Source organism: Streptomyces sp. NPDC056347, from assembly GCF_042262625.1.
In the GTDB taxonomy this organism is placed as follows: domain Bacteria; phylum Actinomycetota; class Actinomycetes; order Streptomycetales; family Streptomycetaceae; genus Streptomyces.
This window is the reverse complement of the sequence record NZ_JBHJQP010000066.1, coordinates 1-13,532: the sequence shown is the minus strand read 5'-3', so window position 1 is coordinate 13,532 and position 13,532 is coordinate 1. Positions and strand designations below refer to the sequence as shown.

Below are 13,532 nucleotides of genomic sequence, written 5' to 3'. Positions count from 1 at the left end.
TTATGCGTATTTAGTACATAAACAGGTAGTTGTTTCGGCGGGAACCCGCCGGGCTCAGCCCTGGTACGGGTTCGCACCCGGGCCGTTCGGCGCGTAGCCCTGCTGCCCCTGCTGCTGCCCGTACGGATTGCCCTGCTGCGCCGCCGTGTGCTGGGCCAGCAGCTGCTCGGCCTGCTCCTTCGCGATCTGCTGCTCGCCGCCGCAGAACGTGCACTGGGTGGCGTACTTCGTCGAGAACGGGAAGAGCGGCACGAAGAACAGCGTGAACTTCGTGACCCGCTTGCGCAGCGTGTGCGCGGCCGGGTTCCCGCACCAGCCGCAGACCAGCGTCAGGATGGCCAGCTGGTACAGATAGCCGCGCGTACCAAAAATGATCATGTAGCGGGTCCCTTCCCCGTCGTACTCGAAAGCGCCTGCCGACAGAGCGTCAGCAGCTTCTCGTCCTCGTAGGTGTCATGGCTGCCGCAGCCGCCGTCCATCGCGTTGTGACGGCGTACGGAGGCGAGTTCGGCGCGCAGCACCTTTGCCGCGTCCGACCCTGCACCAGCCGCCCCCATCCGCGCCAGGCCCTCCGCCACTCGGACGCGGACATGACGATTCTGCTCCCAGGCCGCCAGCAGCGCCGTGACGGACTCCCCGGCCCGCCCGGACACCTCCCACAGGGCGATCGCCGCGTCCACCCGCAGCCACGCCTCCTCGTGCCCCAGCAGGGCGCGCAGCCGCGGCGCGACCACGAAGGCCCGCTCGCCGAGCCCGCCCAGCGCCCGCACCGCGGCCCCGACCTCATGGACGCGTTCCGCCCGCAGGCCCTCGACCAGCACCGGCAGCACCGCCCCGGCGTCCCCCTCGACCGCCCACAGCGCCTTCGCGGCCTCGGTCGCCGAGGCGGCCCCCGGGCTCCGCAGCAGCGCCCGCAGCTCGGGCACGGCCTCCCGCGCCACCGGCCCGAACGAGCCGATCGCCCGCAGCGCCGCCGTACGCACCCACTCGCCCCGGTGCTCCGGCGCGCCGCGCAGCATCCGCAGCACCTCCGGCAGCGCCTCGTCCGCCCGCAGCGCGGCCACGGCGGTCAGCAGCGGGCCCGCCCGGTCGTGCGTCCGCCCGTCCAGCGGGAGCGCGGCGAGCCGGCGGCGGAGCGCCCCGGTCAGCGGGTCCGCCGCCGCCCCGAGACAGCCGATGGCGACACCCACGTCGTGCGGCACCTCGGGCCGCTCCAGCGCGGCGGCCAGCGCGGGCAGGGCCCGTACGTCGCCCAGCCGGGCCAGCGCCTTCACCGCGCTGCCCAGCGCGGGCGGCCCGCTCGGCCAGTCCCGCACCCAGGAACCCGGGTCCGCCGCCACCCGTGCCGCCAGCGCGTCCGCCGCGGGCACGGCGAGACCGAACAGCTCCTCCAGCACGTGCGAGGCGGCCTCGGCCAGCCGCGGATCGGGGGTGGCGAGCTGCTCACCGACCAGCCGGACCAGCTCGCCGTACTCGCCCCGCCAGCTCCGGATCAGCCCGCCGCACATCCGCAGGGCGTCGATCCGCTGCTGCCGGTCCGGGCTGCGCAGCTGGTCCGCCAGCAGGGCCGTCCGCTCGGCGACCCGGTCGTCGAGCCCCGCGTGCAGGGTGCGCAGCAGATCCGCCGTCCACGGGGCGGCGGGCTGCGCCACCGGCTCGTCGGACAGCGCCCGCAACCGGGCCGCCGGGACGGCTCGCTCCTCGGCGGGCGGCTCCCCGGCCGCTTCCGCGTACGTCTCCACCGCCGCCTCGGCCACGGCGGGCCGGCCGCCCGCCGCCGGGCCCGCCGCCGGCCGGCGTGCCGGCGCCGCGCGCAGCTGCCGCAGCACCCCCGTCACCACCCGCACCACATCGCCGGGCAGCGCGTCCGGGGCGCACCGGGCCAGCTGGGCGAGCGCGGCCAGCCGCAGCCCCGGCGGGAAACCCCCGCCGGCCAGCCGGGTCAGCCAAGCCGCCGCCGGACCGGCCAGCGACCGGTGGCGCAGCGCGATCCGCCCGGCCGCCTCGACCAGGGCGAGCCGCACCTCCTCGTCCGGCTCGATCGGCAGCCGCTCCCGCAGCAGCGTGAGCACCCGGTCCGGGTGGTCGTGCAGCGCGGCCAGCGCCAGGGGCGCGTGGAGCCTGACCCCCGGGTCCTCGTCGGACATCAGCTCGAAGAACACCCCCGCACCCGCGGTGACCGCGGTCGCCGCCATCGCGTAGTTGGCCGCGCCCTCGATCTCGTCCTCGTCGATCTCGTCGTCCTCGTCCAGATCGATGCCGCCGATGCTGGTGAGCAGCTCGACGATGCTGCCCCGGTCCTGAATGCCCGGGTCCACGACCAGCTCGAAGAGAAAGGGAATGCTGGCCAGCGTGCAGGCGTACACATCACCCTGGTGGTGCACGGCGCCGTACATCCCGTCCAGCGCCGTCTCGCGCCGTGCCGGGTCGGCGGACGCGAGCCCCCACAGCATCGCGGGCACATCACCGGCCGGCCCGTAGGCATGCTCCATCGAGGTCCAGTCGACCTCGTCGATCCCCGCGAACACCCCATCGCCTCCCCACGTGTTACAACGAAGCAGTGTCTGCCAGGAGTGTGCACCACTGCCTGGGCGATCCGCCCTCCACATGCGGTCTTTTCCTGGCGGGCATGACAAACGACTGGGTATGCGCTATCGGACCGGGGTAAATCAGACACTCGTGCCACGGCGCTTCTGTGTCACCCGCGCTCCGGCGCATCGCGGCTGTCCGGGCCCCGGCGCACGGGGCTCGTCCGCACTCCGGCGCACCGGGTTCATCCGCGCTCCGGTTCACCCGATTCGGCCGGTTCGGCCGGTCCACCCGGTTCGGCCGTGCTCCGGTTCACCCCTGGTCCGGCGCGTCGGGCAGGGACCCGGCCGCGGCCGGGTCGGCCAGCGGCGCGAGCAGGTCCCCGTACCGCGCCAGCCGCGCCGCCATCGAGTCCGCCAGGAACATCAGCTCCCCGGGGGCGCGGCAGCCCTCGGCCTCCGTCCAGGTGACGGGCGCGGAGACGGCCGGTTCGGGGCGGGCGCGCAGGGTGTAGGGGGTGGCGGTGGTCTTCGACGCGGCGTTCTGGCTGAAGTCGACGAAGACCTTCCCCGGACGCAGCGCCCGCTTCATCCGGTGCACCACCAGCTCCGGAAGCTCCCGCTCGGCCCGGACGGCGAGCTCCCGCGCGTACGCCGACACCCGTTCGGCGGGGGTCGGCTCCAGCGGCACGAGCAGGTGCAGCCCCTTGGAGCCGGACGTCTTCGGGTAGCCGCGCAGCCCGTCCGCCGCCAGCCGCCCGCGCAGCCAGCACGCCACCGCGCAGCACTCCACCACGGTCGCGGGCTCGCCCGGGTCCAGGTCGAACACCATCCGGTCGGCGAGCCCCGGCGCCTCCGCCCGCCACTGCGGGGTGTGGAACTCCACCACCAGATTGGCCGCCCACACCAGCGAGGCGAGATCCTGTACGACCACCTGGACGGCCGGTTCGTCCCCGTGGCGGGGCACCGGGGCGGTCCGCACCCAGGAAGGGGTGCCCGGCGGCGGGTTCTTGCTGAAGAACCGCGGGCCGTCCACGCCGTCCGGATAGCGCAGGAACGACACGGGCCGGTCGCGCAGATGGGTGAGCAGCGGATCCGCCACCGTGGCCGCGTAGTAGTGCAGCACCTCGCCCTTGGTGGTCCCGGTGGCCGGATACAGCACCTTGTCGAGATTGCTGAGCGCCAGCCGCCGCCCCTCCACCTCCGTGATCGGCGTCATACGATAAGAATCACACGATTCGCCAGATACAGGTATCTATCCGGACACAAGGGGTGAACGGTGAGATCCATATGGAACGGCGCCATTTCCTTCGGGCTGGTCAGCATCCCCATCAAGCTGCTCAACGCCACCGAGAACCACTCGGTCTCCTTCCGTCAGATCCACCTCTCCGACGGCGGCCGGGTCCGCTACCGCAAGGTCTGCGAGATCGACGGGCAGGAGCTCTCCGCGGCCGAGATCGGCAAGGCGTACGAAGAGGCCGACGGCTCGATGATCCCGATCACCGACGAGGACCTCGGCGCGCTCCCGCTGCCCACCGCCCGGACGATCGAGATCGTGGCCTTCGTGCCCGCCGCCTCGATCGACCCGCTCCAGATGGACGCGGCGTACTACCTCTCCGCCGACGGGGTCACCGCGGCCAAGCCGTACACCCTGCTCCGTGAGGCGCTGAAGCGGAGCCGGAAGGTCGCCGTGGCGAAGTACGCGCTGCGCGGCCGGGAGCGGCTGGGCATGCTGCGGGTGGTCGACGACGTGATCGCCATGCACGGACTGCTCTGGCCGGACGAGATCCGCAGCCCCGAGGGCGTCGCCCCGCAGAGCGACGTCACGGTCCGGGAGGCCGAACTCGACCTGGCGGACGCGCTGATGGACACCCTCGGCGAGGTCGACCTGGACTCACTGCACGACGACTACCGCGAGGCGGTCGAGCAGCTGATCGCCGCCAAGGCCGAGGGCCGGACACCCGAACCGGCCGGGACGGGGGATGTCGGCGGCGGCAAGGTCATCGACCTGATCGCGGCCCTGGAGAACAGCGTCCGGGAGGCGAAGGAGGCCCGCGGCGAGGAGGAGCCGAAGGACGCCCCGGTCGCCGGGGTCACCTCGCTCGCCGGCCGCAAGAAGTCCGGCGGCACCGGAGCGAAGAAGAAGGCGCCGGCCGCCCGCAGGACGACGGAGCGGACGGCGAAACGGACGGCGAAACGGACGGCGGGCACGACGGCGCCCGCGCGGAGAACGGCGAAGGCGACCGCGAAGAAGACCGCGAAGAAGTCCGCCGGGAAGACGGCGCAGGAGAAGTCCGCCGGGAGGGCGACGGCCGGGAAGACCACCGCCGGGGCGGCCGCGAAGAAGACGGCCCCCCGCGGACGCGCCTCCGCCTGAGCCGCCCCGCCCCGCACGACGGCCGCCCCGAGAAGCGCGGAAGGCTCCCCGGGGCGGCCGCCGGTGTCCGGCCGGAGGCTCAGTGCCTGCCGCGGAACGGGAAGCGGTACGAGTCCACGTAACCGGCCGCCGGAGTCCCGACCCCCGTCACGTCGTCGTAGCCCCGGACCGCCTTCAGGGAGGCGTCCTTCCCGAGGCTCCGCAGCGAGGTCAGCAGCCCGTCCGCCGCGTCCACCCCGTTGGCGTAGTCGACCCGGACCACCGCGAGGTCGCGCTCGGCGCCCAGCGGGTGGTCGGTGACGTCGTGGTACACCTTCGAGCCGTACCGGGCGTAGATCGACGGGTTGGCGAACCCGATCGGCAGGCCGTGCCGGGCCTGCTGCGCCAGCGCCTGGACACCGGCGACGACCGGTGCGGCCAGCGACGTGCCGCCGATGCGGTACTCGTCGTAGCCGAGCGAGCCGTCGGGCAGCGTCTGGGTCTGGCCGACCAGGAAGCCGGTGTTCGGGTCGGCGACGGCCGCGATGTCCGGGGCCGTGCGCATCCGCTGCCCGCCGCCGGCCCGCGCGAGCGCGTCGGGCACGACACCGCGCTGGTAGAACGGCTGCCGCACGGTCGAGCTGGTGCCGCCGCCCGCGCCCGAGGTGTACGTGCCGGGGTAGCCGTCCCAGCTCTTCCCGTCCTCGGACAGGCTCGCCTTGAGCGTGCCCCAGCCGGTCTCCCACTGGTACGTGTCGTGCTTGCCGACCGCCAGCGCGGTGCCGCCGACGGAGGTCACCCAGGCGGAGTTGGACGGCACGTCGATCTGCTTCGTACCGGTCGACCCGACGTTGTCCCCGTCGTCGCCCGACGAGAAGTAGAAGCCGATGCCCTCGACCGCGCCCATCTTGAAGACCTGGTCGTACGCGGCCGCGACGTCCGGCGTCTCGTTGGACTCGACGTCGCCCCAGGAGTTGGAGACGATGTCGGCGAGCCGCTTGTCGACGACCAGGTTCAGCGAGTCCAGCAGATCGGCGTCGTAGCAGGAGGCCGCGCCCACGTACACGATGTCGGCGGCCGGCGCGACCGCGTGCACGGCCTCGACGTCCAGGGTCTCCTCGCCGTACCAGCCGGAGGCGCCGCACTCCTCGGTCCGGGTGTAGTCGTCCGGCACCACCTGGCGCAGCTGGCCCTTGCGGTACGGGGCGTCGCCGTTGCGCTTCGCGTACTGAGCGGCGTCCTTGGCGATGGTCGGCGAGGCGTACGCGTCGGTGATGGCGACCGTGACGCCCTTGCCGGTCCACTTCCCCGCCCCGTACGCGGCGCGCAGCTGCTTCCCGGTGTACCCCTTGACGGCGTACGGCGCCTTCTGCCCGTACGCGTCCGGCAGCGCCGACGAGGTCTTCGAGCCGTAGTACGTGGAGAAGGGGCCGGAGTTGCGGAACACCGCGTCCGGCGGCGGCAGCGCCTCGTCGTGGCTGGACTTGTGCGGTGCGTTGTCCAGGCCGGACACCGCCAGCACGGCATCGCCCAGCGCGGCGGGCACCGAGGCGGTGGTGGCGGGGGCGCGGTAGGTCCGGCCGCCCTTGCGGTACTGGCGCAGCTGGGTGCCGAACGCCTTCTCGGTGGCGGCGACGTCACCGGTGGCCGAGACGTAGTGCCGGTTGGCGCCGGTGACGGTCAGTCCGTTCGACCGCAGCCAGTCGCGGACCCGGTCGATCTGCCCCTGGGTGGCCCCGAACCGGGCCTGCGCCTCCTCGGCGCCCAGGTACTTCCCGTACGAGGCGGAGTCCGGGTCGGACACGGCGGCGGCGTAGTCGGCCAGCCCCTTCGCGTCCCGGCCGGCCAGATGGACCCGGACGGCGACCCTGCCGCCGTCGGCGCTGGCGCCCCGGTCGGCCCCGGCCGTCGCCCAGGCGGGCCTGGTGCCCGTCAGCGCGGCCCGCCCGCCCGGAGCGGAGTCGGCGCTGGCGTCCGGTGCCCCGAGCGCGAGCGCGCCGGCCAGCAGCGGCAGCGCGGCCGCCATGCTCAGCGCGGCGCGGCTTTTCGCGCGGCTGGTTCTCATACAACCCCCTGCGATGTGGGTCTTCGCGTGTGGACCACATGCGTCGAATGATGTGCACATGTAATGCGCCACTCTGGCGAGGAACACTTCATGTAGGGGGCATGTACAGGCCAAGAATCAGCCAAGTGCCCTGGTCCGCGCGGTCGTTCGGCGCGCGGTTCGCAAGGCCTTCGCATGCGTTCGCCCGGTTTGTCGGCCGAGGGGCGGGCGGACGCGGCACCGCGCGCCAGGGTCCTTCCGCGCGGCCGCGCGCCTATGCTCGCCGGATGGAGCAGAGCGAAGTGGTGAAGCGGGTGGTGGGCATCCTCACGGAGGCGGGCGAGATCCGCCGGCTGCTGGAGGAGAACATCGACCGCGACGACCTGGACCCCGACAGCGGCGTGGTCACCGTGCTGCTGAACGAGACCATGCCCCGCATCTCCGTACCCGAGGACGCCTCGGTCCAGGAGGTGGCGACCCTGATCGCCCGGGAGGTCGGCGGCGCGGTGGAGCAGCTGGTCGGCGCGTTCACCCTGGCCTTCGCGATGCTGGCCCAGGTGCACGACTCCGGACAGACCGACGTGACCTCCGCCGACGTGCTCCAGGACCTGGCCCTGCGCGCGGAACAGATCGGCACCGAGGGGCCGGACGGCCAGGAAGGCGGGCCGGGCACCGCCTGAGCCCATGGGTGCGGGGGAAACGAGCAGGACCCCCCGATCCGACGTGATGCCTGATCGGGGGGTCCCACTTGCACACCTTGTTCAAGGTGCCCTCGGCAGGATTCGAACCTGCGCACACGGCTCCGGAGGCCGATGCTCTATCCCCTGAGCTACGAGGGCGAGTCGCTGTCCTGCTCGGCGACGGGTGAAACACTACCAGCTTCCGAGGGGTGCCCGTGAACAGGTATTTCCGGGGTGCCCCGACGGGTGCCCGGCGGGTGTCCGGCGGGTGTCCGACAGGTCGGCGACGGGCTGTCGGGCGGGGGCGTGCGACGCGTTCCGGATGCTTCCGGCCACCCTTCGCGCCACCCGTCCGGGGGCGGAAGTGGGTAAAACCCGGACGCAGCCCCGGTTCCGCCCCTACTCTCGGAGTGTGTCAGGGGCTTGTGGCCGCGTGCTTGTTGTCGACGACAACAAGGTCATCCGGCAGTTGATCAGGGTCAATCTCGAGCTTGAGGGCTTCGAGGTCGTGACCGCGGCCGATGGTGTCGAGTGTCTTGATCTGGTGCATCGGGTCCTGCCCGACGTGGTCACGCTCGATGTCGTCATGCCCCGGCTGGACGGTCCGCAGACCGCCGCCAGACTGCGCTCCGACCCGCGGACGAGACATCTGCCCGTCGCGATCATCAGCGCCTGTACGTCCTACGAGATGGACAGCGGCATCGCCGCCGGGGTCGACGCCTTCCTCGCGAAGCCCTTCGAGCCGACCGAGCTGGTCCGGCTGGTGCAGCGGCTGATGGTGCGCGAGGAGCCGCCGTCGCCGACCGGGCGGCAGGGGGCCGGGACCGCGGAGCGCGCCGCGGGGTGACCGCATGCTGAAACCGGGTCGCGGTGTGCCACCCCTCCTCCCATACGCTTGTCCTGTGACCCCCGCCGATCTCTCCAGGACCGTGCTGCACGCCGTGCGCCGCGCGGTCGACGAGGACGCCCTGCGCGTGGCCGTGCCCGCGCGCGTGCGGGTCGAGCGGACCAGGCCCGGCGGCCGCGGGGACTACGCCTGCGCGGTCGCCCTCCAGCTGGCCGGCCCCGCCGCGCTGCCCGCCAGGGACGTCGCCGAGATCCTGCGGCTGCGGGTGCTCCAGGCGCCCGGCATCGCCGACGTCGAGGTCACCGGCCCCGGATTCCTGAACTTCACGCTGCCCGCTGCCCGCGACCTCGGCGCGCTGGTGCGCACCGTCCGGGAGCACGGCACGGCGTACGGACACGGCGACGCCCTCACCGGCACCACCGTCTCCTTCGCCCCCGCCACGGAGCTGCGCGCCCGGGTCGTCACCGACGCCGTCGAACGCCTGCTCAGGTCCCAGGGCGCCGGGATCGCCGACCGCGCGGCGAACGGCGAGGCGCTCCACGTACGCCCGGTGCCCGCCGCCGACCGCGACCTCTTCGCCCGGCTCGGCGACGACGCCGCACGCTGGGCCCTGCTGCGGCCCGCCCCGCACGACCTCCCCCGGTCCACCGGGAACGGCGAACTGCTCGTCCAGCGGGAGGAGAACCCGCTCTTCCGGGTGCGCTACGCCCACGCCCGCACCCGCGCCCTGAGCCGGAATGCCGCGCAGCTCGGCTTCCGCGCCGCCTACGAGTGCGCCGTCGACGCGCCGGAGCTCGGGACGCTGCTCGCCGACCACCCCTCGGTGCTCGCCGCCGCCGCCCGGTACCGCGAGCCCGACCGGCTCGCCCGGCAGCTGGAGGCCGTCGCCGCGGCCTTCTTCGACTTCCACGACGGCGCCGCCCCGCTCCCCGCCGGTGACGAGAAACCCTCGGCCGCCCACCGCTCCCGGCTCGCCCTCGCCGAGGCCGCCGGGACGGTGCTGGCAGGCGGCCTGTCCCTGCTCGGCATCAGCGCGCCCGAAGTCCTCTGAGAGACCCGAAAGAGCAGAACCACACCATGAGCCGATCCGCACACCCCGCCGGGCCCCGCCACGCCGACGTCATGACGGAGGGGCACTACACCGCCCCGCCCGCCGACCTGAACGCCCTGGACACCAAGGTCTGGGCCCGCACCGTCACCCGCGACGAGGACGGCGTGATCACCGTCGGAGGCATCCCGGCGACCCGGCTGGCCGAGGAGTTCTCCACCCCCGCCTACTTCCTCGACGAGAGCGACTTCCGGGCCCGCTGCCGGGCCTGGGCCGACGCCTTCGGCCCCGGCGCCGACGTCTTCTACGCCGGGAAGGCCTTCCTCTCCCGCGCCGTCGTGCGCTGGCTGCGGGAGGAGGGGCTCAACCTCGACGTCTGCTCCGGCGGCGAGCTCACGACCGCGCTGGACGCCGGGATGCCCGCCGAGCGCATCGCCTTCCACGGCAACAACAAGACCACCGGGGAGATCGAGCGGGCGGTCACCGCCGGGGTCGGCCGCATCGTGCTCGACTCCTTCCAGGAGATCGTCCGGGTCGCCCACGTCGCGCAGCGGCTCGGCAAGCGGCAGCGCGTACAGATCCGGGTGACCGTCGGCGTCGAGGCGCACACCCACGAGTTCATCGCCACCGCGCACGAGGACCAGAAGTTCGGGATCGCGCTGGCCGGGGGACAGGCCGCCGAGGCGGTGCGCCGGGCCCTCGCCCTCGACGGGCTGGAGCTCATCGGCATCCACTCGCACATCGGTTCGCAGATCTTCGACATGGCCGGCTTCGAGGTCTCCGCCCGGCGCGTGGTCCAGCTGCTGGCCGAGGTGCGCGACGAGCACGGGGTGGAGCTGCCCGAGATCGACCTCGGCGGCGGCCTCGGCATCGCGTACACCTCCGAGGACGACCCCCGCGAGCCGCACGAGATCGCCAAGGCGCTCGGCGACATCGTGACCCGTGAGTGCGAGGCCGCCGGGCTCGCCACCCCGCGGATCTCCGTCGAGCCGGGCCGCGCCATCGTCGGCCCGACCGCCTTCACGCTCTACGAGGTGGGCACCATCAAGCCCCTGGAGGGGCTGCGGACGTACGTCAGCGTCGACGGCGGCATGTCGGACAACATCCGCACCGCGCTCTACGACGCCGAGTACACCGTTGCGCTCGCCTCGCGCGCCTCCGATGCCGAGCCGATGCTCGCCCGGGTCGTCGGCAAGCACTGCGAGAGCGGCGACATCGTGGTCAAGGACGCGTTCCTGCCGTCCGACCTCGCCCCCGGCGACCTGATCGCCGTGCCCGCCACCGGCGCGTACTGCCGCTCCATGGCGAGCAACTACAACCACGCCCTGCGCCCGCCGGTCGTCGCCGTGCGTGACGGCGAGGCGCGTGTCATCGTCAGGCGCGAGACGGAGGAAGATCTCCTGCGTCTCGATGTCGGCTGATGAAATACATGTCTCAGGATCCGGACGGGTGGCAGAATCGCCCGTCCGGTGAGTGAGACTGGTCCACACACCAGAAGTAAAGGAATCGAGGTCGGATGATGCGTACGCGTCCGCTGAAGGTGGCGCTGCTGGGCTGCGGAGTGGTCGGCTCAGAGGTGGCGCGCATCATGACGACGCACGCCGACGACCTCGCGGCGCGCATCGGCGCGCCGGTCGAGCTCGCCGGCGTCGCCGTGCGCCGTCCCTCCAAGGTGCGCGAGGGCATCGACCCCGCGCTGATCACCACCGACGCGACCGCCCTGGTCAAACGGGGCGACATCGACGTCGTCATCGAGGTGATCGGCGGCATCGAGCCGGCCCGCACGCTCATCACCACCGCCTTCGAGCACGGTGCGAGCGTGGTCTCCGCCAACAAGGCGCTGCTCGCCGAGGACGGTGCCGTGCTGCACGCCGCGGCCGAGCAGCACGGCCGGGACCTCTACTACGAGGCCGCCGTCGCCGGCGCCATCCCGCTGGTGCGCCCGCTGCGCGAGTCCCTGGCCGGTGACAAGGTCAACCGGGTCCTCGGCATCGTGAACGGCACCACCAACTTCATCCTCGACAAGATGGACACCAGCGGCGCCGGCTACTCCGAGGCGCTCGACGAGGCCACCGCCCTCGGTTACGCCGAGGCCGACCCGACCGCCGACGTCGAGGGCTTCGACGCCGCGGCCAAGGCCGCCATCCTCGCCGGGATCGCCTTCCACACCCGGGTGCGGATCGGTGACGTGTACCGCGAGGGCATCACCGAGGTCACCGCCGCCGACATCGCCTCCGCCCGCCGCATGGGCTGCACCGTCAAGCTCCTCGCCATCTGCGAGCGCGCCGCCGACGGCCGGTCGGTCACGGCCCGGGTGCACCCGGCGATGATCCCGCTGAGCCACCCGCTGGCCTCCGTCCGCGAGGCGTACAACGCGGTCTTCGTCGAGGCGGAGGCGGCCGGGCAGCTGATGTTCTACGGCCCCGGCGCCGGCGGCTCGCCGACGGCCTCCGCGGTCCTCGGCGACCTGGTCGCGGTCTGCCGCAACAAGCTCAACGAGGCCACCGGACCCGGCGAGTCCGCGTACACGCGCCTGCCCGTCAGCCCCATGGGCGACGTGGTCACGCGCTATCACATCAGTCTCGACGTGGCCGACAAGCCGGGCGTGCTCGCCCAGGTCGCTACGGTCTTCGCCGAGAAGGGCGTATCGATCGATACCGTCCGTCAGCAGGGCAAGGGTGGCGAGGCGTCGCTCGTCGTCGTCACCCACCGTGCGTCCGACGCCGCGCTCTCGGCGACCGTCGGGGCGCTGCGGCAGCTCGACACCGTGCGCGGTGTCGCCAGCATCATGCGTGTTGAAGGGGAGTAAGGACCCATGACCACCAAGGGCACCCACCAGTGGCGCGGCATCATCGAGGAGTACCGGGACCGCCTTCCGGTCACGAGCACGACGCCGGTCGTCACGCTCCGTGAGGGCGGTACGCCGCTCGTCCCCGCTCAGGTCCTCTCCGAGCGCACGGGCTGCGAGGTGCACCTCAAGGTCGAGGGCGCCAACCCCACCGGTTCCTTCAAGGACCGCGGCATGACCATGGCCATCACCCGGGCCAAGGAGGAGGGCGCCAAGGCGGTCATCTGCGCCTCCACCGGCAACACCTCCGCCTCCGCCGCCGCGTACGCGGTGCGCGCCGGGATGGTCTGCGCCGTGCTCGTCCCGCAGGGCAAGATCGCGCTCGGCAAGATGGGCCAGGCGCTGGTGCACGGCGCCAAGATCCTCCAGGTGGACGGCAATTTCGACGACTGCCTGACGCTGGCCCGCTCGCTGTCGGACAACTACCCGGTGGCGCTGGTCAATTCGGTCAACCCGGTCCGTATCGAGGGTCAGAAGACCGCCGCGTTCGAGATCGTCGACGCGCTCGGCGACGCCCCGGACGTCCACGTCCTCCCGGTCGGCAACGCGGGCAACATCACCGCGTACTGGAAGGGTTACCGCGAATACGCGACGGACGGCCTGGCCACGCACACCCCGCGCATGTGGGGCTTCCAGGCCTCCGGCTCCGCGCCCATCGTGCGCGGCGAGGTGGTCAAGGACCCGTCGACGATCGCCACCGCGATCCGGATCGGCAACCCGGCCTCCTGGCAGTTCGCGCTGAACGCCCGGGACGAATCGGGCGGTTTCATCGATGAGGTGACGGACCGCCAGATTCTCTCCGCGTACCGGCTGCTGGCCTCGCGGGAGGGTGTCTTCGTGGAGCCGGCCTCGGCCGCCTCCGTCGCGGGCCTGCTGAAGGCCGCCGAGGAGGGCAAGGTCGACCCCGGCCAGAAGATCGTCTGCACGGTCACCGGCAACGGCCTCAAGGACCCCGACTGGGCCGTCGCGGGAGCCCCGCAGCCGGTCACCGTCCCGGTCGACGCGGCCACCGCGGCCGAGAAGCTGGGCCTGGCCTGATCCGGCCGGAAGGCCCCCGGCCGCGTCGTCGAACCGTCGCCCGCCGCGCGGCGTCCGGCGCGCTCGCCGCACTGCCGTAGCCGTCCTTGTGCGTCCCGTGCGGAGACGGCCCTCCGCATCGCGAGCGCACGCACCGGACGCCG

The 13,532-nt window shown here is 72.9% G+C and carries 11 protein-coding genes and 1 tRNA gene; 7 read left to right on the top strand and 5 right to left on the bottom strand.

What is annotated here, in order from left to right; translation table 11 throughout:
• Window positions 1–54: 54 nt before the first annotated feature.
• The 3 genes from ACFCV8_RS17370 to ligD all read right to left on the bottom strand — a co-directional run bounded on the left by ACFCV8_RS17370 (window position 55) and on the right by ligD (window position 3,747).
• Window positions 55–378: a zinc-ribbon domain-containing protein gene (locus ACFCV8_RS17370; protein WP_376686203.1), complete on the bottom strand. Its 324-nt coding sequence runs from the start codon at window positions 376–378 to the stop codon at window positions 55–57.
• Entirely contained in the window at window positions 375–2,528 is a 2,154-nt protein-coding gene (locus tag ACFCV8_RS17365; RefSeq protein WP_376686202.1) for a HEAT repeat domain-containing protein, read from the bottom strand. Before ACFCV8_RS17365 ends, ACFCV8_RS17370 begins: the two co-directional genes overlap by 4 nt.
• A gap of 313 nt (window positions 2,529–2,841) precedes the next feature.
• Window positions 2,842–3,747 (bottom strand): non-homologous end-joining DNA ligase, encoded by a 906-nt coding sequence (ligD, locus tag ACFCV8_RS17360; RefSeq protein ID WP_376686201.1) that lies wholly within the window; start codon window positions 3,745–3,747, stop codon window positions 2,842–2,844.
• Between the two features lie 60 nt (window positions 3,748–3,807).
• Between ligD and ACFCV8_RS17355 the strand changes: the two genes are divergently transcribed.
• Window positions 3,808–4,905, top strand: a complete 1,098-nt coding sequence (locus tag ACFCV8_RS17355) for a Ku protein (protein ID WP_376686200.1) — start codon at window positions 3,808–3,810, stop codon at window positions 4,903–4,905.
• A 79-nt stretch (window positions 4,906–4,984) separates the two neighbouring features.
• Here ACFCV8_RS17355 and ACFCV8_RS17350 read toward each other — a convergent pair whose 3' ends face one another.
• Window positions 4,985–6,949 (bottom strand): protease pro-enzyme activation domain-containing protein, encoded by a 1,965-nt coding sequence (locus ACFCV8_RS17350; RefSeq protein WP_376686199.1) that lies wholly within the window; start codon window positions 6,947–6,949, stop codon window positions 4,985–4,987.
• 266 nt (window positions 6,950–7,215) lie between these two features.
• Between ACFCV8_RS17350 and ACFCV8_RS17345 the strand changes: the two genes are divergently transcribed.
• Window positions 7,216–7,608: a hypothetical protein gene (locus ACFCV8_RS17345; protein WP_376686198.1), complete on the top strand. Its 393-nt coding sequence runs from the start codon at window positions 7,216–7,218 to the stop codon at window positions 7,606–7,608.
• An 87-nt stretch (window positions 7,609–7,695) separates the two neighbouring features.
• Here ACFCV8_RS17345 and ACFCV8_RS17340 read toward each other — a convergent pair.
• A tRNA-Arg gene (locus tag ACFCV8_RS17340) sits at window positions 7,696–7,767 on the bottom strand.
• A 163-nt stretch (window positions 7,768–7,930) separates the two neighbouring features.
• Here ACFCV8_RS17340 and ACFCV8_RS17335 point away from each other — a divergent pair.
• The 5 genes from ACFCV8_RS17335 (at window position 7,931) to thrC (ending at window position 13,389) form a co-directional block, all read left to right on the top strand.
• The gene (locus tag ACFCV8_RS17335) at window positions 7,931–8,455 is read left to right on the top strand and encodes a response regulator (protein ID WP_376686197.1); all 525 of its coding nucleotides are present in this window, start codon (window positions 7,931–7,933) and stop codon (window positions 8,453–8,455) included.
• A gap of 55 nt (window positions 8,456–8,510) precedes the next feature.
• Window positions 8,511–9,506, top strand: a complete 996-nt coding sequence (nrtL, locus tag ACFCV8_RS17330) for an ArgS-related anticodon-binding protein NrtL (RefSeq protein ID WP_376686196.1) — start codon at window positions 8,511–8,513, stop codon at window positions 9,504–9,506.
• A 26-nt stretch (window positions 9,507–9,532) separates the two neighbouring features.
• Window positions 9,533–10,924, top strand: a complete 1,392-nt coding sequence (gene lysA / locus ACFCV8_RS17325; RefSeq protein WP_376686195.1) for a diaminopimelate decarboxylase — start codon at window positions 9,533–9,535, stop codon at window positions 10,922–10,924.
• Between the two features lie 98 nt (window positions 10,925–11,022).
• Window positions 11,023–12,312: a homoserine dehydrogenase gene (locus tag ACFCV8_RS17320; RefSeq protein WP_366293409.1), complete on the top strand. Its 1,290-nt coding sequence runs from the start codon at window positions 11,023–11,025 to the stop codon at window positions 12,310–12,312.
• Between the two features lie 6 nt (window positions 12,313–12,318).
• Window positions 12,319–13,389, top strand: a complete 1,071-nt coding sequence (thrC, locus tag ACFCV8_RS17315; RefSeq protein WP_376686194.1) for a threonine synthase — start codon at window positions 12,319–12,321, stop codon at window positions 13,387–13,389.
• The last annotated feature ends 143 nt before the right edge of the window (window positions 13,390–13,532 follow it).